The sequence below is a fragment of the Collimonas sp. GW821-FHT07E08 genome, from assembly GCF_059418905.1.
Window position 1 is genome coordinate 15,901 of record NZ_JBWKQR010000008.1, and the last position, 25,600, is coordinate 41,500.

Annotated in this window: 26 protein-coding genes; 21 read left to right on the forward strand and 5 right to left on the reverse strand. The window is 59.8% G+C overall.

Annotated elements, in window-relative coordinates:
* Nucleotides 1-97: 97 nt before the first annotated feature.
* Nucleotides 98-1,792, forward strand: coding sequence for a long-chain fatty acid--CoA ligase (locus AC07RZ_RS11670; RefSeq protein ID WP_144739488.1), 1,695 nt, complete (start codon nucleotides 98-100; stop codon nucleotides 1,790-1,792).
* 127 nt (nucleotides 1,793-1,919) lie between these two features.
* Here AC07RZ_RS11670 and dgoD read toward each other — a convergent pair whose 3' ends face one another.
* From dgoD to AC07RZ_RS11685, 3 genes are read right to left on the reverse strand one after another with little or no spacing between them, the layout of a single operon-like run.
* Nucleotides 1,920-3,068 carry a galactonate dehydratase gene (gene dgoD, locus AC07RZ_RS11675; protein WP_120234255.1) on the reverse strand — a complete coding sequence of 383 codons (1,149 nt, stop codon included), beginning with the start codon at nucleotides 3,066-3,068 and terminating at the stop codon, nucleotides 1,920-1,922.
* A gap of 16 nt (nucleotides 3,069-3,084) precedes the next feature.
* The gene (locus AC07RZ_RS11680) at nucleotides 3,085-3,744 is read right to left on the reverse strand and encodes a 2-dehydro-3-deoxy-6-phosphogalactonate aldolase (RefSeq protein WP_494668034.1); all 660 of its coding nucleotides are present in this window, start codon (nucleotides 3,742-3,744) and stop codon (nucleotides 3,085-3,087) included.
* Nucleotides 3,745-3,768: 24 nt separating this feature from the next.
* Nucleotides 3,769-4,782, reverse strand: a complete 1,014-nt coding sequence (locus AC07RZ_RS11685; RefSeq protein ID WP_494668035.1) for a 2-dehydro-3-deoxygalactonokinase — start codon at nucleotides 4,780-4,782, stop codon at nucleotides 3,769-3,771.
* Between the two features lie 143 nt (nucleotides 4,783-4,925).
* On the opposite strand from AC07RZ_RS11685, the gene AC07RZ_RS11690 reads away from it, so the two are divergent.
* Entirely contained in the window at nucleotides 4,926-5,777 is an 852-nt protein-coding gene (locus AC07RZ_RS11690; RefSeq protein WP_494668036.1) for an IclR family transcriptional regulator, read from the forward strand.
* Here the strand turns inward: AC07RZ_RS11690 and AC07RZ_RS11695 are convergent.
* Complete coding sequence (locus AC07RZ_RS11695; protein ID WP_144739478.1) at nucleotides 5,753-6,160, reverse strand: acyl-CoA thioesterase; 408 nt, start codon at nucleotides 6,158-6,160, stop codon at nucleotides 5,753-5,755. The genes AC07RZ_RS11690 and AC07RZ_RS11695 overlap by 25 nt on opposite strands.
* A gap of 72 nt (nucleotides 6,161-6,232) precedes the next feature.
* Between AC07RZ_RS11695 and AC07RZ_RS11700 the strand changes: the two genes are divergently transcribed.
* The 17 genes from AC07RZ_RS11700 to coq7 all read left to right on the forward strand — a co-directional run bounded on the left by AC07RZ_RS11700 (nucleotide 6,233) and on the right by coq7 (nucleotide 23,748).
* Nucleotides 6,233-8,113, forward strand: a complete 1,881-nt coding sequence (locus AC07RZ_RS11700) for an ABCB family ABC transporter ATP-binding protein/permease (RefSeq protein WP_494668037.1) — start codon at nucleotides 6,233-6,235, stop codon at nucleotides 8,111-8,113.
* Between the two features lie 83 nt (nucleotides 8,114-8,196).
* Complete coding sequence (locus AC07RZ_RS11705; RefSeq protein WP_144739474.1) at nucleotides 8,197-9,177, forward strand: LysR family transcriptional regulator; 981 nt, start codon at nucleotides 8,197-8,199, stop codon at nucleotides 9,175-9,177.
* A gap of 238 nt (nucleotides 9,178-9,415) precedes the next feature.
* Nucleotides 9,416-10,702: a Glu/Leu/Phe/Val family dehydrogenase gene (locus AC07RZ_RS11710; protein ID WP_144739472.1), complete on the forward strand. Its 1,287-nt coding sequence runs from the start codon at nucleotides 9,416-9,418 to the stop codon at nucleotides 10,700-10,702.
* Between the two features lie 304 nt (nucleotides 10,703-11,006).
* Nucleotides 11,007-11,861, forward strand: a complete 855-nt coding sequence (locus AC07RZ_RS11715) for an amino acid ABC transporter substrate-binding protein (protein ID WP_494668038.1) — start codon at nucleotides 11,007-11,009, stop codon at nucleotides 11,859-11,861.
* Between the two features lie 157 nt (nucleotides 11,862-12,018).
* A complete protein-coding gene (locus AC07RZ_RS11720) occupies nucleotides 12,019-12,972 on the forward strand; it encodes an amino acid ABC transporter substrate-binding protein (RefSeq protein WP_494668039.1) in 954 nt (317 codons plus the stop codon).
* Nucleotides 12,973-13,106: 134 nt separating this feature from the next.
* A complete protein-coding gene (locus AC07RZ_RS11725) occupies nucleotides 13,107-13,859 on the forward strand; it encodes an amino acid ABC transporter permease (protein ID WP_144739468.1) in 753 nt (250 codons plus the stop codon).
* Nucleotides 13,860-13,861: 2 nt separating this feature from the next.
* The gene (locus AC07RZ_RS11730) at nucleotides 13,862-14,557 is read left to right on the forward strand and encodes an amino acid ABC transporter permease (RefSeq protein WP_494668040.1); all 696 of its coding nucleotides are present in this window, start codon (nucleotides 13,862-13,864) and stop codon (nucleotides 14,555-14,557) included.
* Nucleotides 14,558-14,640: 83 nt separating this feature from the next.
* Nucleotides 14,641-15,366 carry an amino acid ABC transporter ATP-binding protein gene (locus AC07RZ_RS11735; protein WP_092397125.1) on the forward strand — a complete coding sequence of 242 codons (726 nt, stop codon included), beginning with the start codon at nucleotides 14,641-14,643 and terminating at the stop codon, nucleotides 15,364-15,366.
* 160 nt (nucleotides 15,367-15,526) lie between these two features.
* Nucleotides 15,527-16,276 carry an AAA family ATPase gene (locus AC07RZ_RS11740; protein ID WP_144739464.1) on the forward strand — a complete coding sequence of 250 codons (750 nt, stop codon included), beginning with the start codon at nucleotides 15,527-15,529 and terminating at the stop codon, nucleotides 16,274-16,276.
* Nucleotides 16,269-17,315, forward strand: a complete 1,047-nt coding sequence (pyrC, locus tag AC07RZ_RS11745; RefSeq protein ID WP_494668041.1) for a dihydroorotase — start codon at nucleotides 16,269-16,271, stop codon at nucleotides 17,313-17,315. The genes AC07RZ_RS11740 and pyrC overlap by 8 nt, the downstream gene beginning before the upstream one ends.
* Nucleotides 17,316-17,457: 142 nt before the next feature.
* Nucleotides 17,458-18,078 (forward strand): ANTAR domain-containing response regulator, encoded by a 621-nt coding sequence (locus AC07RZ_RS11750; protein WP_494668042.1) that lies wholly within the window; start codon nucleotides 17,458-17,460, stop codon nucleotides 18,076-18,078.
* 277 nt (nucleotides 18,079-18,355) lie between these two features.
* Entirely contained in the window at nucleotides 18,356-19,648 is a 1,293-nt protein-coding gene (locus tag AC07RZ_RS11755) for a CmpA/NrtA family ABC transporter substrate-binding protein (RefSeq protein WP_494668043.1), read from the forward strand.
* Between the two features lie 161 nt (nucleotides 19,649-19,809).
* A complete protein-coding gene (gene ntrB / locus AC07RZ_RS11760) occupies nucleotides 19,810-20,604 on the forward strand; it encodes a nitrate ABC transporter permease (RefSeq protein WP_494668170.1) in 795 nt (264 codons plus the stop codon).
* A gap of 23 nt (nucleotides 20,605-20,627) precedes the next feature.
* A complete protein-coding gene (locus AC07RZ_RS11765; protein ID WP_494668044.1) occupies nucleotides 20,628-21,440 on the forward strand; it encodes an ABC transporter ATP-binding protein in 813 nt (270 codons plus the stop codon).
* A 19-nt stretch (nucleotides 21,441-21,459) separates the two neighbouring features.
* Nucleotides 21,460-22,230, forward strand: a complete 771-nt coding sequence (gene cobA / locus AC07RZ_RS11770) for a uroporphyrinogen-III C-methyltransferase (RefSeq protein WP_494668171.1) — start codon at nucleotides 21,460-21,462, stop codon at nucleotides 22,228-22,230.
* Between the two features lie 32 nt (nucleotides 22,231-22,262).
* The gene (locus AC07RZ_RS11775; RefSeq protein WP_494668045.1) at nucleotides 22,263-23,072 is read left to right on the forward strand and encodes a DUF3025 domain-containing protein; all 810 of its coding nucleotides are present in this window, start codon (nucleotides 22,263-22,265) and stop codon (nucleotides 23,070-23,072) included.
* A gap of 49 nt (nucleotides 23,073-23,121) precedes the next feature.
* Nucleotides 23,122-23,748 (forward strand): 2-polyprenyl-3-methyl-6-methoxy-1,4-benzoquinone monooxygenase, encoded by a 627-nt coding sequence (coq7, locus tag AC07RZ_RS11780; RefSeq protein WP_144739452.1) that lies wholly within the window; start codon nucleotides 23,122-23,124, stop codon nucleotides 23,746-23,748.
* Between the two features lie 2 nt (nucleotides 23,749-23,750).
* Here coq7 and AC07RZ_RS11785 read toward each other — a convergent pair whose 3' ends face one another.
* A complete protein-coding gene (locus tag AC07RZ_RS11785; protein ID WP_092397109.1) occupies nucleotides 23,751-24,197 on the reverse strand; it encodes an OsmC family protein in 447 nt (148 codons plus the stop codon).
* 517 nt (nucleotides 24,198-24,714) lie between these two features.
* Here AC07RZ_RS11785 and rplM point away from each other — a divergent pair.
* Both rplM and rpsI read left to right on the forward strand, forming a co-directional pair.
* A complete protein-coding gene (gene rplM, locus AC07RZ_RS11790) occupies nucleotides 24,715-25,143 on the forward strand; it encodes a 50S ribosomal protein L13 (RefSeq protein WP_061944550.1) in 429 nt (142 codons plus the stop codon).
* A gap of 9 nt (nucleotides 25,144-25,152) precedes the next feature.
* A complete protein-coding gene (gene rpsI, locus AC07RZ_RS11795) occupies nucleotides 25,153-25,545 on the forward strand; it encodes a 30S ribosomal protein S9 (RefSeq protein ID WP_061534642.1) in 393 nt (130 codons plus the stop codon).
* Nucleotides 25,546-25,600: the final 55 nt, after the last annotated feature.

Sequence of the window (25,600 nt, forward strand, 5' to 3'; positions counted from 1 at the left end):
CGGGTCACCAGTGTTATCCCCTATCGGCGTGTTTTCTTCCATTGAAACAAGCCAAAAAAACAATGCATTTATAACAAGCAGAGACTAAAGGCAGAACATGGATAAATTTTGGCTCAAATCGTATCCTGAAGGCGTAGCTCCCGAGATTGACTACTCCCAGTACCAGTCGCTGGCGCAGCTGCTGGAAGAGGCGTTCCAGAAATACGCGCCGCGCAACGCCTACGCCTGCATGGGCAAATACCTGACGTATGCCGAGGTTGACCAGCTGTCCCGCAAGGTCGGCGCCTGGCTGCAGGGCAAGGGCCTGGAAAAGGGCGCGCGGGTCGCCATCATGATGCCTAACGTGCTGCAATATCCGGTGGCGATCGCCGCCATCCTGCGCGCCGGTTATGTCGTGGTCAATGTCAATCCTTTGTACACGCCGCGCGAGCTCGAGCATCAGCTGAACGATTCGGGCGCGGAAGCCATCTTCATCCTCGAAAATTTCGCCACTACCTTGCAGCAGGTCGTCGCCCGCACCAAGGTCAAGCATGTGGTGGTCGCCAGCATGGGCGACCTGATGGGCGTCAAGGGCCTGGTGGTCAACCTGGTGGTGCGCCACGTCAAGAAAATGGTGCCGAGTTTTTCCCTGCCTGGTTCGGTGCCGTTCAACAGCGTCTTGTCGCAGGCGTCTTCGCTGCAGCTGAAGCCGGTGACGCTGACGCCGGACGACATCGCCTTCCTGCAATACACGGGCGGCACTACCGGCGTCTCCAAGGGAGCGACGCTGTCGCATCGCAACGTGGTGGCCAACGTGCTGCAGGCTGAAGCCTGGCTGACTCCCGGCTTGACCAACGGCCCGAAAATCGAACAGCTGGTGTTTGTCTGCGCCTTGCCGCTGTACCATATCTTCGCGTTGACGGTGTGCGGCATGCTCGGCATGCGCGAGGGCGCCCTGAACCTGCTGATCCCGAATCCGCGCGACATCGCCGGTTTGATCAAGGAAATGTCGAAATACCAGATCAACACATTCCCGGCAGTCAATACGCTGTACAACGCCTTGCTGAACCATCCCGATTTCGCCAAGCTGGATTTTTCCGGCTACCGGGTCTGCGTCGGCGGCGGCATGGCGGTGCAAAAAGCGGTGGCGGACAAGTGGAAAGAAATCACCGGCTGCCCGATCATCGAAGGTTACGGCTTGTCGGAAACGTCGCCTATCGCTTGCGCCAATCCATGCGACATCAAGGAATACAGCGGCACCATCGGCTTGCCTTTGCCGTCGACTGAAATCGCTATCCTGGACGACGCCGGCAATCCGGTCGCCCTGGGCCAGCCTGGCGAAATCGCGATCCGCGGCCCGCAGGTCATGCGCGGCTATTGGAACCGCGACGACGAAACCGCCAAGGTCATGACCGCCGACGGCTTTTTCAAGTCCGGCGATATCGGCGTCATGGACGAACGCGGCTACACCAAGATCGTCGACCGCAAGAAAGACATGATCCTGGTGTCCGGCTTCAATGTGTATCCGAACGAGGTCGAAGGCGTGGTAGTGCAGCATCCAGGCGTACTGGAATGCGCTTGCGTCGGCGTGCCGGACGAACATGCCGGCGAAGTGGTGAAGATTTTTGTGGTGCGCAAGGATCCGTCGCTGACCGCGGAACAGCTGATGGCCTATTGCCGTGAACAGCTGACCGGCTACAAGCGGCCGAAATACATCGAGTTCCGTACCGACTTGCCGAAGACTAACGTCGGCAAGATCCTGCGGCGCGAGCTGCGCGACGAAAAACCGGCCGAGCAAAAACAAGCGGCCTGAGATTTGGAATAAGTGGCGTCTTGCCGGAGGCCACGGTTCTAAAGTGAAAACCCCGGATGTGCGAGAAGCGCATCCGGGGTTTGTTTTTTTGGAACAGGCGGCGATGGGGCGTGCCTTCAGTCTCCGCTTACCACTCGGCGAAGCTGCCGTCCTTATGGCGCCAGATCGGATTGCGCCAGCGATGGCCGACGGCGGCCCGTTCCTTGACATATTCCTCATTGATTTCGATGCCCAGTCCCGGCCCTTGGGGAATGGTCACATAGCCTTTGTCGTAGGCAAAGACTTCAGGGTTCTTCACGTAGTCGAGCAAGTCGTTGCTCTTGTTGTAGTGGATCCCCAGGCTCTGTTCCTGGATGAACGCGTTATACGACACCGCGTCCACCTGCAGGCAGGCGGCCAGGGCAATCGGGCCGAGCGGGCAGTGCAGCGCCACGGCGACGTCATAGGCTTCGGCCATGGTGGCGATCTTGCGCGTTTCGGTGATGCCGCCGGCGTGCGAGACATCAGGCTGGATGATATCGACATAACCTTCGCTCAGGACGCGCTTGAAATCCCAGCGTGAATACAGCCGTTCGCCCAGCGCGATCGGGGTGCTGGTCAGCGGCGCCAGTTCTTTCAGCGCTTCGTAGTTTTCGCTGAGCACGGGCTCTTCGATAAACATCAGCTTGTAAGGCTCCAGCTCCTTGATCAGGATCTTCGCCATCGGCTTGTGCACGCGGCCGTGGAAATCGACGCCGATGCCGATGTGCGGACCGACCGCCGCGCGCACCGCGGCGACGTTGGCCAATGTCGCTTCCACTTTTTCATAGGAATCGACGAATTGCAATTCTTCGGTGCCATTCATCTTCACCGCGGTGAAGCCGCGCGCCACGGCGTCCTTGGCTGCCGCCGCGGTGTCGGCCGGGCGGTCGCCGCCGATCCAAGAATAGACGCGGATGCTGTCGCGCACCGGGCCGCCCAGCAACTGGCTGACCGAGACGCCGAGCGCCTTGCCCTTGATATCCCACAGCGCCTGGTCGATGCCGGCCAGGGCACTCATGTGGATGGCGCCGCCGCGGTAGAAGCCGCCGCGGTACAGCACGGTCCAATGGTCCTCGATATGGCGCGGATCCTTGCCGATCAGGTAGTCCGACAGTTCTTCGACGGCCGCCGCCACGCTATGCACGCGGCCTTCGACCACCGGTTCGCCCCAGCCGACCACGCCTTCGTCGGTTTCTATCTTCAGGAAACACCAACGCGGCGGTACGATGTAAGTGGTCAGTTTGGTAATCTTCATTAATATCGTCTCCTGTTCAATTTTTTATTTCCGGCGTTTGCGATGTTGCCGAAGCCGCTTGTATCGCGCACCATGCCGCGACAAACCTGTTGCCGTTCTGGCCGACCTGCTCGGCGCTCAGGCCCGGTTTGTACAGCGCCGACCCCAGGCCGAATCCGGAAGCGCCGGCGCTGGCAAATGTTGCCAGATTTTCCGGCGTGATGCCGCCTACCGGCAATAACGCTACTTCGCGCGGGATCACCGCGCGCCATGCCTTGACTACATTCGGTCCCAGCTGCTCGGCGGGGAACATTTTCAAGACGTCGGCGCCGGCAGCCAGCGCGGCGAATGCTTCAGTTACCGTGGCGACGCCCGGCGCGCAAGCCAGTCCGGCCTGCTTGGCGGCAGCGATCACCGCCGGGTCGCTGTGCGGCATGACGATGATCTCGCCGCCGGCGCGCTTGACTTCCGCCACCTGGCCGGTGCGCAAGACGGTGCCGGCGCCGACCACGCAATCGGCCGGCAAGGCGTTGCGCAAGATGTGGATGCTGTCGAAGGGCTGGGGCGAATTGAGCGGCACTTCAATGATCCTGAAGCCGGCTTCGTAGAGTTTCACGCCGATCGCCGCCACTTCATGCGGCTCGACGCCGCGCAGGATGGCGATCAGCCCGCATTGTTTCATTGCATTTATCAACATGGTGGTTTCCCGATATTCTCGCTGCTAAGCATGTTTCAATAATCCCGCCGTCAGCGCCAGCTGCCACAGGCCGCGTTCGGTGGCTTCGGCCGCCACCTCGACTGCGCCAAAGCCATAGGCGTGCAGCACTTGCGTATAACGTGCGCACAAGCCGGCTTCGCCGACCAGCATCACTTGGGAAGGCTGCCGTCCCCGGCTCCGCAGCATGGCTTGCAATGCTGCGATTTCATGGCCGATCAGCAGTCCCGACAGGTATTCGCGCTGGCCGGGACCGTCCAGCACCCCGGTCAGCCCCAGCGTGCGCGTACTGAATATGGTCGACAATACGCCAGCCTGGCCGGCCGCGGTTTGCGCCACCAGGGCGCCGCGCTCGAAGGCACGCTGTCCGGCTTCCGCATCGCCGCCGTCGACCTGCATGCCGCGTCCAAGAATGGTATGCCCAGACAAGGCGGCAAAAACTTCGCCGGTCATGAACGTATCAAAATGCGCCAGCTGGCTTTGCGCGCCCGAGCGCCGTATCTGTACCCACTTGGAATGCGTGCCGGGCAGGCCGACCAGGATATCCTGGTCGGAGGCGCCGGATTTGTCGTTGCCGGCAAGGGCATTGAGCACGCCGACCACCTGGGTCTCCTCGCCGCGCATGACATTCGGCAGCATGGAATTTTCGATCAGGCCCGGCACCAGGTGAATCAGCTGTCCGTGGCGATTGCGCAGCGTGCTCAAACTGCCGCCGATGCGGTCGACGGCAATCGGCACCTCCAGGTACGGAACTTCGCGCCATCCCTGGCGGCTGCCGACCATGCCGGCTGCGATCACCGGCGTACCTGGAGCTGCGCGCAGCCAATCGCCGCAGGCTTGCTCGAAAGCGGCTTCGAAACCGCTTTCGCCGTCGCCGCCGGTTTGCGGCAATTGCATTACGCCGCAGGGGAGGGCGCGCAATTCCAGCGTCTGGCCATGCGCTCCGAGCCGGTAGGCGCGTAGCGATGAAGTCCCCCAGTCGAGGGCGATCAAGTGCGTTGGATGCGGTGCAGGCGGCATGGGTCGGTTAACTTCAAAAATTGCGGGCAGGGACTGAGCATCCCGCGATGTGGCGTACTTTATTCCTGTCGCAATTTTCTGTCAATATATGATATTATGTACCAACATATGGGATGTAGGTTATTTTTTGACAGGTTCCAATCATGCGCAAATTACAGGACTCGGCAGAGTTGCATGGCCACGCGGGCGAGCAGGCCGCCGCACCGACGGGCACCCAGACCCTGACGCGCGGGCTGGCCGTATTGCAGGCGGTAGCCGGCGGCGCGCGCGATCTGAAGCAGATTGCGCAGATGCTGGGCACCACCCGCAGCACTACCCACAGGCTGGCGAACTGCCTGGTGCAGGAGCGCTATCTGCGCTTTACGCCGAACGCGGGTTATGTGCTGGGGCCCAAATTGATTGAACTGGGTTTCCAGGCGCGCGAAGAAGTCTCGCTGAGCATAGTGGCGCGGCCCTACCTGGAGCAGCTGGCCGAACAATCGGGCGACACCATCCACCTGGCGCTGCAGGACGGCGACGACGTGCTTTACCTGGACAAGATTCCTGGCAAGAAGGGGCTGGAAATGCGTTCGCGCGTGGGGCACCGGATGCCGATCGCCACTACCGGCGTCGGCAAGGCATTGATGCTGGGCATGGACGAAGAGGAGTGGAAGAGCCTGTACCAGAAGCGCAGCACAGCTGCCGCCAGCCATGCTGCCGGCTTGTTGCCGAAGCGGAGCTGGACCGAGTTTCGCGACCAGATGCGCGAATACGTCAAAGGCGGTTACGCCTTCGACCTGGAAGACAACGAGCCGTCGATACGCTGCGTGGCGGCGCCGATCTACGACGCTACCCACGCGATCGTCGCCGCCATCAGTGTTTCCAGCACGCTGCCTTATATGCCGCTGGAGCGGATGCAGTCATTGATCGCTGTCGTGCAGGCCGCGGCGGCCGGCATTTCCAGCGAGCTTGGCTCAAGCAAGGAAGCGAGTCAGGAAGCGAGCGGCGGCAGCTGACGCGGCTTGCGCTGCGCATCCGTGGCGACATAGGTCAGCGTCGCTTCCGTCACCTTCACGACTTCTGTCTGCAGCCGGTTGCGTTCGGCATACACCTCGACGTTGACGGTGATCGAGGTATTGCCGACCTTGACGATCACGGCATAAAACGACAGCAGGTCGCCGACAAACACCGGCTGCTTGAACAGGAAGGAGTTCACGGCAATCGTGGCGACCCGGCCGTTGGCGCGGCGCGTGGCCGGCAGCGAGCCGGCAATGTCGACCTGTGCCATGATCCAGCCGCCGAAGACGTCGCCGTGCACGTTGGCGTCGGATGGCATCGGCATCACCCGCAGCTGCGGCATGGTGTCGGGTGGCAATTGATTGTTGTTTTGATCAGTCATCGGTTATTTCCCCTGAGAGCTACAATTGGTTTTGTATCCGTAGCTTAAACCATTCTTTAAGATTGTCACCCTATGCGCCACCATTCTTCGACGTCGCCAGAGCCCGCCGCAGCCGCCGCCAGCGGCCAGCCAAAGCGCAGCGACTGGGCTACGCTCAAGACCTTGCTGCCCTATCTCTGGACCTACAAGTGGCGCGTCTCGCTGGCGCTGCTGTTCATGCTGGGCGCCAAGCTGGCCAATGTCGGCGTGCCGCTGGTGCTGAAGAAGCTGGTCGACAGCATGACCATCACGGCCAGCCATCCGCAGGCGATGCTGGTGCTGCCGCTGGGAATACTGGTGGCTTACGGCGCGCTGCGCCTGAGCACCACCTTGTTCACGGAATTGCGCGAGTTCGTGTTTGCCCGCGTGACGCAGCGCGCGGTGCGCACCATCGCCCTGCAGGTGTTCCGCCACCTGCATTCGCTGTCGCTGCGCTTTCACCTGAACCGCCAGACCGGCGGCATGACGCGCGACATCGAGCGCGGTACGCGCGGCATTTCGTCGCTGGTGTCGTACGCGCTGTTCAGCATCTTGCCGACCTTGATCGAAATCTCGCTGGTGCTCGGTTACCTGGTGCTGCACTACGACATCTGGTTCGCCGGCATCACCGTGGTGGCGCTGGTCAGCTACATCTTTTTTACGGTGACCGTGACCGAATGGCGCACCCATTTCCGGCGCACCATGAATACGCTCGATTCGAGCGCCAACACCAAAGCCATCGATTCGCTGATCAACTACGAAACCGTCAAGTATTTCGGCAATGAGGAATACGAAGCGCGGCGCTACGACGACGGCCTGATGCGTTATGAAACCGCCGCGGTGAAATCGCAGACCTCGCTGTCCTTGCTGAATACCGGCCAGTCGCTGATCATCGCCATCGCGGTGACGCTGATCCTGTGGCGCGCCACGCAGGGCGTGATCGACGGCAAGATGACGCTGGGCGACCTGGTGCTGGTCAATTCCTTCATGATCCAGCTGTACATCCCGCTCAATTTCCTCGGCGTCATCTATCGCGAAATCAAGCAAAGCCTGGCCGACATGGAAAGGCTGTTCCATCTGCTCGACGAGAACCGCGAGATCGCCGACGCCGCGGAGGCGCGGCCGCTGCTGACCGGCGGCGCGCAGGTGCGTTTTGCGCATGTCGATTTCAGCTACGAGAGCAAGCGCCAGATCTTGTTCGACGTCGATTTCACGATAGCCGCCGGCACTACCACCGCGGTAGTCGGCCATAGCGGTTCCGGCAAGTCGACCTTGTCGCGGCTGCTGTTCCGTTTTTACGATATCAACGCCGGCCGCATCACGATCGACGGCCAGGATTTGCGCGACATCACACAGGCTTCGCTACGCCAGGCGATCGGCATCGTGCCGCAGGACACCGTGCTGTTCAACGACAGCATCGAGTACAACATCGCTTATGGCAAGCCGGGCGCCAGCAAGGCGGAAATCATCGCGGTCGCCAAGGCAGCGCATATCCATGATTTCATCGAATCGCTGCCGGACGGCTACGATTCGATGGTGGGCGAGCGCGGCTTGAAATTGTCGGGCGGAGAAAAGCAGCGGGTGGCGATCGCCCGCACCTTGCTGAAAAATCCCGCAGTGCTGATTTTCGACGAGGCCACTTCGGCGCTCGATTCGAAATCAGAGCAGGCGATCCAGGCGCAGCTGAAAGAAATCGCCAAGGACCGCACTACGCTGGTGATCGCCCATCGCTTGTCGACCATTGCCGATGCGGCGCAGATCCTGGTGCTGGACCACGGCCACATCATTGAGCGCGGCACGCATGCGCAGCTGCTGGCGGCGGATGGCGCATATGCGCAGATGTGGCAGCGCCAGCAGGCGCATCCGGACGAGGTGGAAAGCCCGTCGCCGGAAGCCGGCGACGGCTACCCTGAAAACGTGGTGCGCATGGTGTAGGAGTACAACGCTCATGCAGATTGTCGGCCGCGGGTGCGCCAATTTCCTATGCCGCCACTGCCGACTCGCGTTACGATAGCGGCATGGAAAGCAAATGGTTAGAAGACTTCATTTCGTTGGCGGAAACCCATAGTTTCAGCCGCTCTGCAGAATTGCGTCATGTCACGCAGCCGGCCTTCTCGCGCCGCATCCAGTCGCTGGAGGCATGGCTGGGCGCCGACCTGATCGACCGCACCTCCTATCCGACGCGGCTGACGGCGGCCGGCGAGGTCTTTTACGAGCAGGCGCTGGAGATGCTGGGCCAGATCAACAACGCCCGTGCGCTGATGCGCGGCAAGCGCCCGACAGCATTGAGCACGGTCGATTTTGCCGTGCCGCATACCTTGTCGCTGACCTATGTGCCGCGCTGGATCCGTTTGCTGGAAGGCGGCTTCGGCCCGCTCAATACGCGCCTGCTGGCCTTGAATGTGCATGACGCCGTGATGGCCATGGTGGATGGCGGCTGCGACCTGCTGCTGTGCTATCACCATCCGCGCCAGCCGGTGCAGCTCGACACCGGCCGCTACGACCTGATCACCTTGGGCAGCGAGGTGCTGCGCGCCTATGCCCATTGCAACAAGGCCGGGGTGCCGGATTATGTCTTTCCCGGCAGCGCCAGCGCGCCTTTGCCGTTCTTGTCCTATACCAGCAACGCCTACCTCGGGCGCATGGTGGAGCTGATCCTGGCCGACGCCAAGAAGCCGCTTTACCTGGAAAAACGCTATGAGACGGATATGGCGGAAGGCTTGAAAATGATGGCGCTGGAAGGACACGGCGTGGCGTTCCTGCCGGAGTCCGCGGTAACCCGCGAAGTCAAGTTGAAACAGCTGGCCAGCGTCGACCACAACGCGCCGGAATGGGAAGCCACCATGGAAATCCGCCTGTACCGTGAACGTCCTACCGTGCAAAGGCCGGGCAAGCCGGTGGTCGCGCGGCTGTGGGCTTACCTGCTGCAACAGCAGGAAAACGCCGCCAAGGAAGCAGCCAAAAACGCCAAACGCAAAACGCCGGCGGCGCTCGCATAAAACCCGGAACCGCCAGGTTCCTGGCGCCGGAAGCCGCGTGAAAATCATGTTGCCACAAGGTAATTGTATTTTTTGATATCAATGCAAAAAATGCATAGTTACATGCGCACAAAGCATTGGCTTTGCCCCATGCCGTTGTCCTACGATTCGCCACTAGATCGATTTCGCCCCCGCTGTCAGTACCCCTGTCGTCCTTATCCAGGGGGCCGGTCTGCAACTTCCAGGAGCGCGCAAAAATATGACTATCAAGCACGAAGTTCCATCCTATCTCTCGCAACATGGCATCGGCCCATGGGGCGACTATCTCGAACAAATCGATCGCGTAACACCTTATCTCGGCAATCTGGCCCGCTGGGTCGAAACCATGAAGCGTCCGAAGCGGATGCTGATCGTCGACGTCCCAATCGAGCGCGATGACGGCACCATTGCCCACTTCGAAGGCTATCGCGTGCAGCACAACACCTCGCGCGGCCCAGGCAAGGGCGGCGTGCGTTTCCACCAGGACGTGACCCTGTCCGAAGTGATGGCCCTGTCGGCCTGGATGACGGTCAAGAACGCCGCCGTCAACGTGCCGTACGGCGGCGCCAAGGGCGGTATCCGGGTTGACCCGAAGACCTTGTCGCAAGGCGAACTGCAACGCATGACGCGCCGCTATACCAGCGAGATCGGCATCATCATCGGCCCTAACAAGGATATCCCGGCGCCGGACGTCAACACCAACGAACAAATCATGGCCTGGATGATGGATACCTATTCCATGAACCAGGGCAGCACCGCATCGGGCGTCGTCACCGGCAAGCCGATTTCACTGGGCGGCAGCCTTGGACGGCGCGAAGCCACCGGCCGCGGCGTGTTCGTGGTGGGTTGCGAAGCAGCGGTCAAGCGCGGCCTGGACATCCACGGCGCCAAGGTTGCGGTGCAGGGTTTCGGTAACGTCGGCGGCATTGCCGCGCGCCTGTTCTCGGAAGCCGGCGCAAAAGTGGTGGCGGTGCAAGACCATATCTCGACCGTGGTGCGTTCCAGCGGCCTGGACGTGGCGGCGCTGCAAGCCCACGTCAATGAAACCGGCAGCGTTGCCGGTTTCAAGGGCGGCGAAGAAATCAGCGACCGTGCGCAGTTTTGGGCTGTCGATTGCGATATTTTGGTGCCTGCTGCTTTGGAGCAACAAATCACCGTGGAGAATGCGCCGACCATCCGCGCCAAGATCATCCTGGAAGGCGCCAACGGTCCGACCAGCCCGGCTGCGGACGACATCCTGCATGAAAAGGGCGTGCTGGTAGTGCCCGATGTGATCGCCAATGCCGGCGGTGTGACGGTGAGTTATTTCGAGTGGGTGCAGGATTTCTCCAGCTTCTTCTGGACCGAAGATGAAATCAACCTGCGCCTGACCCGCATCATGCGCGAAGCGTTTACCGCGGTCTGGCAGCTGGCTGAAGAGAAGAAAGTATCGCTGCGCACCGCTGCATTTATCGTTGCCTGTACCCGTGTCCTGCAAGCGCGTGAAATGCGTGGTTTGTATCCTTGATTGATGTTGCGTTATAGTCGGGATGTTTTGCGCGCGCTCAAGCTGCTGGCCGGCTGAGCGCGTGTCATCTGGCCCTGGGCGTATCCGGGGACTTGTCTGCAAAAGAGCGACGCTATAGCAGTCGCCGCCGACAAGCAAACAGCTGGCTTGAATATTGCATTAAGCATATTCATTGCATAAAAACATTATCGACAGCGCACATCAAGGGGAGAGCAGCGTGGGAATCAAGGACGGTAAGGGCGGCCAGGGCAGCAATGCGGCCGCGCGGTGCAATGCAGGTCTGGGAGTTGTGTTAGCGGTAACGTTGAGTATCGCAGCGGCAGCCGCGCATGCGGAAGATGTGCTGGCGAAAATCCGCGACAGCAAGACCATCACGATCGGTTACCGGGAAGCGTCGTTCCCGTTTTCTTTTGTGGACCAGGATAAAAAACCGGTTGGCTATGCGGTCGACCTGTGCCTCAAGATAGCCGACGCGGTGAAGCAGCAATTGAAACTGCAGCAATTGAATATCGCGTATGTTCCAGTGACGTCATCTAATCGCATTGACATGATCGCAAGCGGAAAAATCGACCTGGAGTGCGGGTCAACCACCAACAATGCAGAGCGGCGCAAGCAGGTCAGCTTTACCATTGCGCATTTCATGGCGTCGTCGCGGATGCTGGTGCGGACCGAGGACAAGATCAAGAACTGGCCGGACCTGCGCGACAAGAAGGTGGTGACGACCAAGGGTACGACCAGCGTCAAATCCCTGGTCGACCGGGGCCAGGTCCGCTCCCTGAACATGACCATACTGGAAGGACGCGACCACAACGAATCGTTCAAGATGGTGGAAGACAAAGCGGCCGATGCATTTGTGATGGATGACGTGCTGCTGTACGGATTGAAGGCTACCGCCAAGGATCCCGCAGCGTACGCGATTGTCGGCGAGCCTTTGACAACCGAACCTTACGCTATCATGTTGCCGAAAGGCGACACAAACTACAAGGCTGTGGTCGACCGTGAAATGGGCCGCATTATCCACGATGGCGAAATCAACAAGCTGTACACCAAGTGGTTCCTGAGTCCGATTCCGGCAAAAAATAATCTCGTGCTGAACATGCCCATGGGCTATCTTTTCAGGGAGTCTTTACGTTTCCCGTCGGACCAGGTTGGCAACTGAAAGTAATCAGAATTGACTGTAATTTTTAATTTATGCAAAGGTGGGGACAGGCATTTTCGGAGGAGAAGTAAGAATAATAAATAAGCATGAGTTTAAGTCTGCTGCTGAGGCAGTGAGTTTGTTAAACTATACAGATAATTTTTTTACGGGAGTTGTTATGATGTCATCGAAATTAGTTGTCGCTTTGGTTGGCTTGGGAGTAATGGTTGGCTCCGTACAAGCGCAAGAACTGACCGGAACACTCAAGAAAATCAAGGATACCGGCACCATCACCCTGGGCGTGCGCGATTCGTCCATTCCATTCTCTTACCTTGATGACAAACAATCGTATCAGGGTTACTCGATCGACTTGTGCCTGAAAGCTGCGACCGCCGTTCAGAAACAGCTCGGCATGACTGCCTTGAACGTCAAGATGGTTCCAGTGACTTCGGCGACCCGCATCCCGCTGATCTCGAACGGCACCATCGACCTGTCCTGCGATTCCGCCACCAACAATGCAGAGCGTCAAAAGGTTGTTTCCTTTGCGCCGACCATGTACGTGACCGCGAACCGTATCCTGGCCAAGAAATCGTCCAACATCAAGACGCTGGACGACCTCAAGGGCAAGACCATCGTTTCCACTTCCGGCACGTCGAACCTGAAGCAAGTCACGATCCTCAATGGCGAGCGCAGCCTCGGCATGAACATCCTGGCCGCCAAAGACCATGCTGAAGCGTTCCTGATGGTGGAAACCGGCCGCGCTACAGCGTTTGTCATGGACGACATCCTGCTGGCGTCGCTGGCGGCAAGCTCCAGAGCGCCCGCCGACTACGAAATCACCAAGGAAGCCTTGTCGGTTGAGCCGTACGGCATTATCGAACGCAAGGACGACCTGCCCTTCAAGAAAGCGGTCGATACTGCGCTGAGCAATGTCTACACCTCGGGCCAGATCAACGACATCTACGCAAAATGGTTCCTGAAGCCGATTCCGCCGAAGGGCATCAACCTGAACGTGCCAGTCAGCCCAGAGCTGAAGGCTGCGTTCGCCAAGCCAACCGATTCGGGTGATCCGGCTGCCTATGCTGCCGTCCCTGAAGCACAAAAGCAATCGCTGAAGATGAAGAAAAAATAAGATAGGCGATAAGAACGGAACGGGAGGCGCAAGCCTCCCGTTTTGTTTCTGAAATTGAATTGCTGCGCCGCACAATCGGCGCTTGCCGACGGCTGGCGCAGCAATGGAGATTTGAGTAATAGAGGGGACTTAATATGCATTACAACTGGAACTGGGGCATCTTCTGGCAAGAGTCTCCCGACGGTGTCAGCACTTACATGGACACCTTGCTGGCCGGCCTGAAGTGGACGCTTGCGCTGTCCGCATCGGCCTGGATCATGGCATTGATCATCGGTACGGTGATCGGTACGATCCGTACCATGCCGAACAAATGGGCAGTACGCGTAGCCAACGGCTATGTTGAATTATTCCGCAACATCCCGCTGATCGTGCAGATGTTTCTCTGGTATTTCGTGATGCCGGAAATCGTCCCTGCGAGCATCGGCGGCTGGCTCAAGAGCCTGCCGAACGCATCATTCATCACCGCCTTCCTGGCGCTGGGTTTTTTTACGTCGTCGCGGATTGCCGTACAAGTCTCCGCTGGCATTAATGCATTGCCCCGTGGCCAAAAGCTGGCGGGTACTGCACTTGGTCTGACGTTGCCACAAACATATCGCTACGTTTTGCTGCCGATGTCGTTCCGGATCATCATCCCGTCCCTGACCAACGAATTCGCAGCAATCATCAAGAACAGCTCGGTCGCACTGACGATCGGCCTGGTGGAACTGACCGCCGCTACTTATTCGATGCGTGAATTTACCTTCCAGACTTTCGAAGCCCTCACCGGCGCTACCGTGATCTACGTGATCATCTCGGCGATTGCCTTGCTGCTGGCGCGCTGGCTTGAAAAAGCGATTGCGATTCCAGGTTTCATTGCTGCCGGCAGCGCTAATACGGGAGGTCATTAATCATGTTTTCGAATTTCGATTTTGACGTCATCCAGCGCTCCTGGCTCTACCTGTTCACCACCGGCATGAAGTTCACGCTGACGCTGACCTTGGTGGCGATGATAGGCGGCATCCTGTTCGGCACCGTGCTGGCCATGATGCGCCTGTCGCACAACAAGACGATTTCACTGGTCGCCACCAGCTACGTCAACCTGATTCGCTCGGTGCCGCTGGTGCTGGTGATTTTCTGGTTCTACTTCCTGGTGCCGTACATCGGCGCCTGGATTATCGGCGCATCGCAGCCGGTGCAGGTCGGCGCATTCTCGTCGGCATTGATCACGTTCATCTTGTTTGAAGCAGCTTATTATTGCGAAATCATGCGTTCCGGGATCCAGTCGATCCCGCGCGGCCAGGTTTCTGCCGGCTACGCGCTGGGCATGAATTACTGGCAGATGATGGGCAATGTGGTGCTGCCGCAAGCGTTCCGCAACATGATCCCGATCCTGCTGACCCAGACCATCGTCTTGTTCCAGGACGTTTCGCTGGTCTATGTGCTGGGCTCGGTGCCGGATTTCGTTACTGTCGCATCCAAGATCGCGCAGCGCGACGGCCGCCTGGTGGAGATGTACATGTTTGTCGCCGTGGTGTACTTCGTGATGAGCTTCGGTTTGTCGTCGCTGGTCAAGAAGCTGCAGCAAAGGGTTGCGATTATTCGATAATTGTTCGATAAGATCCAGGCCCGATCCAAGGAAGGATTGGGCCTGGACTGCAAAACAGAATTCAGGAATTAGGAGAAATACTCATGATTAAGCTTAACAACGTCAGCAAATGGTACGGCCAATTTCAAGTCCTGACCGATTGCACCACGCAAGTGGCCAAAGGCGACGTGGTGGTGGTGTGCGGGCCGTCGGGTTCCGGTAAGTCGACGCTGATCAAGACCGTCAACGGCCTGGAGCCGTTCCAGAAGGGCGAGATCACGGTCGACGGCGTTTCGGTCGGCGATCCCAAGACCAACCTGTCGAAACTGCGCGCGCGCATCGGCATGGTGTTCCAGAACTTCGAACTGTTCCCGCACATGTCGATCCGCGAGAACCTGACCATCGGCCAGGTCAAGGTGCTGGGCCGCAGCCAGGACGAAGCCAATGAAAAAGGCTTGAAGTACCTGGACCGCGTAGGCCTGATCGCACAGAAAGACAAGTTCCCTGGCCAGCTGTCCGGCGGCCAGCAGCAGCGCGTGGCGATTGCCCGTGCGTTGTCGATGGATCCGATTGCGATGCTGTTCGACGAACCGACTTCAGCGCTCGATCCGGAAATGATCAATGAAGTGCTGGACGTGATGGTCGGCCTGGCGCAAGAAGGCATGACCATGATGGTGGTGACGCATGAAATGGGCTTCGCCAAGAAGGTCGCCAACCGTGTGGTGTTCATGGACAAGGGCCTGGTAGTGGAAGACTGCACCAAGGACGAGTTCTTTGGCGCGCCGCGTTCCGACCGCGCCCGCGATTTCCTGGCCAAGATCATTCACTGACCGCTGCGTTTTGCGCGAGGCAAGAAGCCGCTCCGGAGCCTATCCGGGCGGCTTTTTTGTTGCCTGGTTGTCGGGCGCGGAAGGGCAGGCCGGGAGCATCCGGCGCGGCGCCGCCTCCGGCCTGCGGTAAAATGACGGTCATCCGAACCCCCGCCGCACCATGCTAGCCACCAAACCTTACCTGCGCAGCCTGAAACTCAATCCCGAGCTGGCGATCGATTTTGATGCGTATCCCTTCAGCATCCCGGCCGTGCGCGAACTGGAGCAGATCGATTTTCATCCTGACGTCACGTTCCTGGTCGGTGAAAACGGCGCAGGCAAATCGACCTTGCTGGAAGCGATCGCGGTTGCCTGGGGGTTTAATGCGGAAGGCGGCACCAGGAATGCAAATTTCTCGACCGCGCAAGCGCATTCCGACCTGCACCGTTACATACGGACAGTGAAGAGCTTCAAGCGGCCCAGGACCGGCTATTTTTTGCGCGCCGAAAGTTTCTTCAACCTCGCCACCTACGAGGAAAACATGGATGATGGGCAGCATCCGTCCTATGGCGACAAAGGTCTGCACCGGCAATCGCATGGGGAGTCTTTCCTGGCGCTGCTGCAAAACAAGTTCCAGCCCGACGGTTTTTACATGCTGGATGAACCGGAAGCCGCGTTATCGCCCAACCGCCAGCTGGCGGCGCTGGCGATTATCCACAAGCTGGCGCAAAATCGCAGCCAGTTCATCATCGCCACCCATTCGCCTATCCTGCTGGCTTATCCGCACGCCAGGATTTACCTGCTGGACCAGAGCGGCCTGGCCGAGACCCGCTACGAAGATACCGAACACTATACGACCACGCGCCATTTCCTGAACAATCCGGCAGCCATGCTGGAGCGACTTTTTGCAGAAGAGAATGAACATGACTGATGCCTTGACCGATACACTGACCATCACCCGCCCCGACGACTGGCACTTGCACCTGCGCGACGGCGTGGCGCTGGCTGCCGTCTTGCCGCATAGTGCGCGCCAGTTCGCCCGCGCCATCGTGATGCCTAACCTGAAGCCGCCGGTTACCACCACGGCGCAGGCGGCGGCCTACCGCGAGCGCATCCTGGCAGCCTTGCCGCAGGAGCTGGCGTTTGAGCCGCTGATGACCCTGTACCTGACCAACAATACGCCGCCCGACGAGATCCGGCGCGCCAAGGACAGCGGCTTCGTGCACGCGGTCAAGCTGTATCCGGCCGGCGCCACCACCAATTCCGATGCCGGCGTAACGGACCTGAGCAAGTGCTACAAGACGCTGGAAGTCATGCAGGAACTGGGCATGCCATTCCTGGTGCACGGCGAAGTGACCGATCCGGCGGTCGACATCTTCGACCGCGAAGCGGTTTTCATCGACCGCGTGATGCAGCCATTGCGGCGCGACATGCCGGAACTGAAAGTGGTGTTCGAGCACATCACCACCAAGGACGCCGCCCAATACGTCGAGAGCGCAAGCGGGCCGGTGGCGGCCACCATCACGGCGCATCACCTGCTGTATAACCGCAACGAAATCTTCAAGGGCGGCATCCGGCCGCATTATTATTGCCTGCCGGTACTGAAGCGAGAAGAGCACCGGCAAGCATTGGTGCAGGCAGTGGCGTCGGGCAGCACGCGGTTCTTCCTCGGCACCGATTCAGCGCCGCATCCGAAGGGTTTGAAAGAGCACGCTTGCGGCTGCGCCGGCTGTTATACCGCGCTGCATGCGATGGAGCTGTATGCGCAGGCATTCGACCAGGCCGGCGCGCTGGACAAGCTGGAGGCGTTCGCCAGCTTCAACGGCCCCGATTTCTACAATCTGCCGCGCAACCAGGGCACGGTCACGCTGAAGCGCCAGTCGTGGACCCTGCCGGCGGAACTGCCGCTGGGCGAGACTACCGTGGTGCCGCTGAACGGCGGCGAGACGATAGACTGGCAACTGGCGTAGGGTGATTTAGCACCTCCGCTCTTTACCTTTTGCATCGACATGGTGCGATTTTTGCTTGCTTGAATGGCAGGAAAGGATAAAACCGGCCTTCCATCCTGTCTAACCGTAGCTCACCGATTCGTCTTCGGATCCAGGTTCAAGCATGCAAAGTCTACGTATCGTTGTTGTCAATCCGGTCGCCATCGAGGGTGACGACGATCCCGCGTTCGAGGCGCAGGCCGCGCGCGGCAAGGCTTTGCGCATCGGCTTGCTGGAGGCCGGCTACAACATCGTTGCTTCACTTCCGGCCGACCTGTACCTGCCTGAGAGAATTGCCCAGTTACAACCAGACATGGTCATCATCGACGCCGAATCCGATGCGCGCGACGTGCTTGAGCATGTGGTGATCGCCACGCGCGATGCGCGCCGCCCGATCGTCCTGTTTACCGAGGATGCAAAAACTTCCAGCATGGATGCGGCGATGGCGGCGGGCGTCTCTGCATATGTCGTGGCCGGCCTGCAGACGGCGCGCATCAAGCCGGTGCTGGAGGTCGCGCTGGCGCGCTTCCGGCAAGAGCAGAAGCTGCTGGCGGAGCTGTCCGACACCAAGCTGAAGCTGGCTGAACGCAAGTTGCTGGACCGGGCCAAGGGTTTGCTGATGGATCACCATAAGCTGACGGAGCAGGAGGCGTATCAAAAGCTGCGGCGGCTGGCGATGGACAAGAACCTCAAGCTGTCCGAAGTGGCGCAACGCATTATCGACGCTGCCGACCTGCTGGGCTGATCAAGCCGTCGAGCGGGCGCGCGGTCGCCACGATCTGGTTTGGTGCGTTGCACAAGGCCGGTGCGCTTTTTGAGCGAAAAACCGGCACGTTCCTGCATTTTCCCGATAAAAATTCCTGGCACGTGGTTTGCATAGTCCATTCCAGGCGCCAACGCTGGCGCTGCTGGAATCGGCTAACGGCGGCCGTTTCCGCATAAGACAAAGGTGTCTTCCCGCATGGCTTGTCCAGCGCGGGACGACGCCTTTTTTGTTGCCGGAAACAATCTGGAGCCATGCGATGGAACCAAGCAATGCACTGCAGCTAGACACCCTAGGCACCGAGCAAACGCCGAACACGCTTGTCGACGGCAAGCGCCGTCAACTATTACAAACCGCGACTCTCGCGGCAGGAGCCAGCATGCTAGGACTTTCCAGCACCGGTGTTTGGGCCGCAGGCTCGGACAAGCCGGAAAAAACCGAGGTCAAGATAGGCTTCATCCCCCTGACCGATTGCGCGTCGGTGGTGATGGCATCGCTGCTCGGTTTCGACAAAAAATACGGCATCAAGATCATCCTCAGCAAGGAAACCTCCTGGGCCGGCGTGCGCGACAAGCTGGCCAACGGCGAGCTCGATGCCGCGCATGTGCTGTCGGGCCTGATCTACGGCGTGCAGATGGGCATAGGCGGCCAGAAGAAAGACATGGCGATCCTGATGGGGCTCAACAATAACGGGCAGGCGATCACGCTGTCGCGGAAGCTGGCCGACAAGGGCGCTGTCGACGGACCATCGCTAGCCAGGCTGATGGCCAGCGACAAGCGCGAATATACGTTTGCCCAGACTTTCCCGACCGGCACCCACGCCATGTGGCTGTACTACTGGCTGGCCGTCAACGGCGTCAATCCGCTCAAGGACGCCAAAGTAATTACCGTGCCGCCGCCGCAGATGGTGGCCAATATGCGGGTCGGCAACATGGACGGCTTTTGCGTCGGCGAGCCTTGGGGCCACCGGGCGATCGTCGATGGCATCGGCATTACCGCCATCACGACCCAGGAAATCTGGAAAGACCATCCGGAAAAAGTGCTGGGCACCACCGCCGAGTTTGCCGCCAAGAATCCGAACACCTGCCGCGCCCTGATCGCTGCCGTGCTGGAAGCGGGGAAATGGATCGATGCCTCGCTTGCCAACAAGAACAAGATGGCCGAAGCGATCGCCGACAAATCCTATGTCAACACCAGCAAGGACGTGATCGACCAGCGCATCATGGGGCGTTACCAGAACGGCCTGGGCAAGACCTGGGACGATCCGAACTACATGAAGTTTTACAACGACGGCCTGGTCAATTTCCCGTACCTGTCGGATGGCATGTGGTTCATGACGCAGCACCGGCGCTGGGGTTTGCTGAAAAGCGACCCGGACTACCTGGCGGTGGCCAAGTCGGTCAGCCAGATCGCGCTCTACAAGGACGCGGCGGCGATGACAAGCACGCCGGTGCCGAAAGACCCGCTGCGGAGCTCGAAGCTGATGGACGGCACGGTATGGGACGGCAAGAATCCGCAAGCCTATGCCGCATCTTTCAAGATCCACGCATAAATAAATCCAGACGTTTATGAACCGCGATTTATTGGAGAGTCACTATGAGCGCAATCATGGACACGGCGGCAAATGCCCATCGCCAGGCGGCGGCAATGGATAACAAGGCAAGCGAGGCTGTGGCCGAAGCCGCGGTCGCCGTCCCGCGCACGCCGTCGAAAATGAACCGCCGCAGCAGCATGCCGACCTGGTTGATGAGCATCGTTGCGCCGCTGCTGGGCCTGGCGTTCCTGGTGCTGGTGTGGCAGCTCATCGCGATGAGCAACAGCCAGTTCCCGACGCCGCTGCTGACCTTGCAGGAAGCGCTCAAGCTGTTTGCCGATCCGTTCTACCGGACCAGCCCTAACGACCAGGGCATAGGCTGGAATATCCTGGCTTCGCTGCAGCGGGTCGGCATCGGCTTCGGCCTGGCGGCGCTGGTGGGGATTCCCCTGGGCTTCATGATCGGCCGCTTCAAATTCCTCTCCAGCATGTTCGGCCCCATCATCAGCCTGCTGAAACCGGTATCGCCGCTGGCTTGGCTGCCGATCGGCCTGCTGGTGTTCAAGTCGGCCAATCCGGCGGCGATCTGGTCCATCTTCATTTGCTCGATCTGGCCGATGATCATCAACACCGCAGTCGGCGTGCAGCGGGTGCCGCAGGATTACATGAACGTGGCGCGCGTGCTGAACCTGTCGGAATGGAAAATCATCACCAGGATCCTGTTTCCTTCGGTATTGCCGTACATGCTGACCGGCGTGCGGCTGGCGATCGGCACTGCCTGGCTGGTGATCGTCGCCGCCGAAATGCTGACCGGCGGCGTCGGCATCGGTTTCTGGGTCTGGGATGAATGGAACAACCTCAACGTGCCGCACATCATCATCGCGATTGTCGTGATCGGCGTGGTCGGGCTGCTGCTGGAGCAATTGCTGGTGGCCCTGGCCAAGGCGTTTACCTATGAGCAAGTATCGAACTAACTGACATCGACATCGAGGAAAACATGGAACAGCGCGACGCCAAATTCATCGATATCCACCAGGCCGAAATGGTGTTCAGCACCAGCAAAGGCCAGTTCCACGCACTGCGCGACATCAACCTGACCGTGCGCAAGGGCGAGTTCGTGACCTTGATCGGCCATTCTGGCTGCGGCAAGTCGACCCTGCTGAACCTGATCGCCGGTTTGCTGCTGCCGAGCGACGGCGTGCTGATTTGCGCCGGCCGTGAAATCGGCGGACCGTCGCCGGAACGGGCGGTAGTGTTCCAGAACCATTCGCTGCTGCCCTGGCTCACCTGCCACGAAAATATCTATCTTGGCGTGGAGCGCGTGTTTGCCGCCACCGAAAACAAGAGTGCCTTGAAGGAGCGCACCAAGGCCGCGCTGGCGATGGTGGGATTGACGGCGGCCGGGCAAAAACGCCCGCATGAAATTTCCGGCGGCATGAAACAGCGGGTCGGCATTGCCCGCGCTTTGGCGATGGAGCCCAAGGTGCTGCTGATGGACGAACCGTTCGGCGCGCTGGACGCCTTGACCCGCGCTCATTTGCAGGACGAGCTGCTGAAGATCGTCGCCAAGACCGGATCGACGGTGGTGATGGTGACCCACGATGTCGACGAAGCGGTGCTGCTGTCCGATCGCATCGTGATGATGACCAACGGTCCGGCCGCCACCATCGGCGATATCGTACAGGTGAGGCTGGCGCGGCCGCGTGAACGCGTGGCGCTGGCGCAGGATCCTCTGTATGCCGAGTACCGGACCTCGGTGCTGGAATTCCTATATCGCAAACAAGTCCATCCGGCCGCGCAGGCGGCTTGAGGGAAACCAAGAACCTATGATGAAACCGCAAGGCAAAGTGATGCTGGTCGGCGCCGGGCCAGGCGATCCGGACCTGCTGACATTGAAGGCTGCCAAGGCCATCGCGCAAGCCGATGTGCTGCTGGTGGACGACCTGGTCAATCCCGAGGTGCTGGTGCATGCGCAAGACAGCGCACGGGTGATCCATGTCGGCAAGCGCGGCGGCTGCCAGTCGACCTCGCAGGAATTCATCGAACGCCTGATGGTGCTGGAAGCGCAAGCGGGCCATTGCGTGGTGCGCCTGAAAGGCGGCGATCCTTATCTGTTCGGCCGCGGCGGCGAAGAGCGCGCGCATTTGCAGCGGCAAGGGGTGGCGGTCGAAGTGGTGCCGGGCATCACCAGCGGCATGGCGGCCGCTGCCAGCATCGGCATTGCGGCGACGCATCGCGACCATAGCCAGGGCGTGATTTTCGTGACCGGCCATGGCAAGAGCGAGAGTAGCCAGCCGAACTGGACGGCGCTGGCGGCGGCCGGCATGACGCTGGTGGTGTACATGGGAGTCGCCCGCTGCGCGCAGTTGCAGCGCAGCCTGCTGCAGGCCGGCATGGCCGCAACCATGCCGGTGGCGGTGATCCAGTCGGCGACCTTGGCTACGCAGGCGCAGCTGCTGACCACTCTCGCGCAGTTGCCGCAAGCCTTGCATGACAGCGGGCTCGGTAGCCCCAGCATTATCGTTATCGGCGAAGTGGTGCGTTGCGCTGACGCTTTCGCCAATATCGGCCTGGGCAATTTGCAGCGGGCGGTGGGCTGAGCCGCGTGCGCGCGAGGTAAAATGCGCGGCAAATGCCTACTCCTGCCGCCCTCGTCGATTGGTCACAACCCTGGCTCAAGCCGTTTCGCCTGCTTGGCCAGCGGCTGAGCGTCGCCGATGACTGGCGGCAGGCCTTGAATACGGCCGCCCGGGAGCGCGACATCCGCAACTACCAGGGTTTGCCGGTCAGTTTTGTGGCGCAGGCCGAGTTGCCGGCGGCGACCGCCTACGAGTCATTTATCGGCAGCAGCGGCAAGGTGCCGACCCGCGACAATCTCCACGATTTCCTGAACGCCTTGATCTGGCTGTCGTTCCCGGCCGTCAAGGCGCGCCTGAATGCGCTGCAGGCCGCCGAGCTGGCCAAGGCCGGGACCGTCTCCGGCAGCAGCAAGGCGCGCGGCGCGGCGCGCGATGCCGCCACCATCTTTGACGAAAATGCCGCCTTGCTGCTGGTGCCGGACAATGCTGCGGGGCAGTCGCTTAGCATGGCATTGCGCCAGCACCAATGGCAGCAGGTGTTCATCGAACACGGCGCCATGTTTGGCGGCGCAGCCGAGGTCTGGCTGTTTGGCCACGCCTTGCTGGAAAAACTGGTGCAGCCATACAAGGCGATAACCGCGCATACCCTGCTGCTGCGTGCGCCGGAATCTTATTTCGGACTGAGCGATAACCTGCGGCGCGAATGGATCGACCGGCACGTCGCCGCCGAGCTGGCGCAGCAAGACGCGCTGATCGGCCGCCTGACGCCGCTGCCGGTGCTCGGCGTGCCGGGCTGGAGCCAGGGACAGGACCAGGCTTTTTATGCCGACGCCGCGGTGTTCCGCCCCAAGCGCGGCAAATGAAGCCAGCCTGATAAAATCCACCTACCCAATTTTAAAAGTGATTCTTCGCATGCTATTCCTGGACAGAGCCATCGCCGATTTCGACAACGCCTTGCGGGTGATCACCGGACAAGCTTCGGCTGCGCGCCCGAATCCGGCGTTGCAGGCGGCCGACGGCGTGCTGGATGCGGCCGAGCAGCGCCACAGCGCCGGCCTGATGCGAGTCAATCATGTCGGCGAAGTCTGCGCGCAGGCGCTGTACGACGCCCAGGGCCGCTTCGCCCAGGGCGATCCGATCAAGCAGCAATTCGCCGCGGCGGGCAGGGAAGAGGAAGACCACCTGGCCTGGACCGCGGAACGCCTGCGCGAGCTGGGTTCGCACGTCAGCTTGCTCAATCCGCTGTGGTATGCCGGATCCTATGCGCTAGGAACGCTGGCGGCGCGCCTGGGCGATGCCCGCAGCCTGGGGTTTGTGTCGGAAACCGAGCGCCAGGTTGAAGCGCATCTCAGCAGCCACCTGGAACAGCTGCCGCTGCAGGACGCCAAGTCGCGCGCTATCGTCGAACAGATGCGCGACGATGAAATCGCCCATGGCGAGGCGGCGCGGTCATTGGGCGCAGCTGAAATGCCGCGCCCGGTGCAAAAGGTGATGCAGGCGATGTCGAAAGTGATGACAACGGTCGCTTACCACATCTGAAACTAGGCTTCGGCGGCCGCTTCTGCCAGGTCGTCGACGATCTCGAAGGAATGGGTGATCGCGGCGGTTTTTTCCAGCATGATCGAGGCTGAGCAGTATTTTTCGTGCGACAGCTTGATTGCGCGCTCGACCAGGTTGGGCTTCAGGTTGCGGCCGCGTACGGTGAAATGGAAGTGGATCTTGGTGAATACCTTGGGTTCGGTTTCCGCCCGTTCCGATTTCAGCGTGACGTCGCAGCCGCGGATATCCTGGCGGCTTTTGCGCAGGATCAGCACGACGTCGTAAGCGGTGCAGCCGCCGGTGCCTGCCAGCACCACTTCCATAGGGCGCGGCGCCAGGTTGCGGCCGCCGCCGTCAGGAGCGCCGTCCATCGCCAATACATGGCCGGAGCCGGTTTCTGCCAAAAATGTCATGCCGGACGAACCGGTCCAGCGAACTGTGCATTCCATATGATCTCGTGGGAAGTGATTGTGTCGCAATATTCTAACTGCTCTTGGCGGATGTAGCCTGGACGGGGCTGGTTGGCAAAAAGAAAACGAGGGCGATGTTTTTGGATGAAACCGCGATTCTTTACCTTGCGATGCACAATTCCGTTTGCTAAGATCAATCTGACGGTTGCGGAATTGATTTCCGGCAATTGACGCCATGTCTCCTCCACCCTCCACAGGAGTGGATTTAAACCCGATGCCCAAGTGCGCAGTTCGGGTTTTCTTTTATCCGCAAGAGCGGCAGCCGGCGCATCGGCAAGCGTATTTACAACATCGCATAGCGCAAACGGCGATTTTTTTCAATCAATTTGACGCCAAGTCCTTGAAAAGGCTATAATTTGCGGCTTTTCCGTTTGCTCAGGAAAAGATAACAAGGAAGAGTCTGCCGCTGATGCGGGACGAAGCTCCGGTGTAAAAGCCGGTTTTCGATAGCGGCGGAACCACCATTTGAGCGAATTAAACTAGTTAGGAAGTCAACATGAAAACTTTTTCCGCTAAGGGCCATGAAGTCCAGCGCGATTGGTTCGTGATTGACGCGACGGACAAAGTCCTCGGACGTGTTGCCAGCGAAGTGGCACTCCGACTGCGCGGCAAACACAAACCGGAATTTACTCCACACGTTGATACCGGCGATTTCATCGTCGTCATCAATGCAGGCAAACTGCGCGTCACTGGCGCCAAGGCAACCGACAAGACATATTTCCGTCACTCCGGTTACCCAGGCGGCATCTACGAAACAAATTTCCAGAAAATGCAACAGCGTTTTCCAGGTCGTGCGCTGGAAAAAGCGGTCAAGGGCATGCTGCCTAAGGGTCCGCTTGGCTACGCCATGATCAAGAAGCTCAAAGTGTACGCAGATGGCACCCATCCGCACACTGCGCAGCAACCTAAAGCACTTGAACTCTAAGGAATAGACATGATCGGTAACTACAATTACGGAACCGGCCGTCGCAAGAGTGCAGTGGCTCGCGTCTTCATCAAGTCCGGCTCCGGCCAGATCGTCGTCAACGGCAAGCCAGCGAATGAATACTTTTCGCGCGAAACCGGCCTGATGGTGATTCGCCAGCCACTGGAACTGACCAACCATGTCGAAACTTTCGACATCAAGGTCAATGTCAGCGGCGGCGGTGAATCCGGCCAGGCTGGCGCAGTTCGCCACGGCATCACTCGTGCACTGATCGACTACGATGCAACTTTGAAATCGGAGCTGTCCAAAGCCGGCTTCGTTACACGTGATGCACGTGAAGTTGAACGTAAGAAGGTCGGTCTGCGCAAGGCACGTCGCGCAAAACAATTCTCCAAGCGCTAATCTACGCTTTCAGAATATCGAAAAGCCGCCAGGTTTGCGCCTGGCGGCTTTTTGC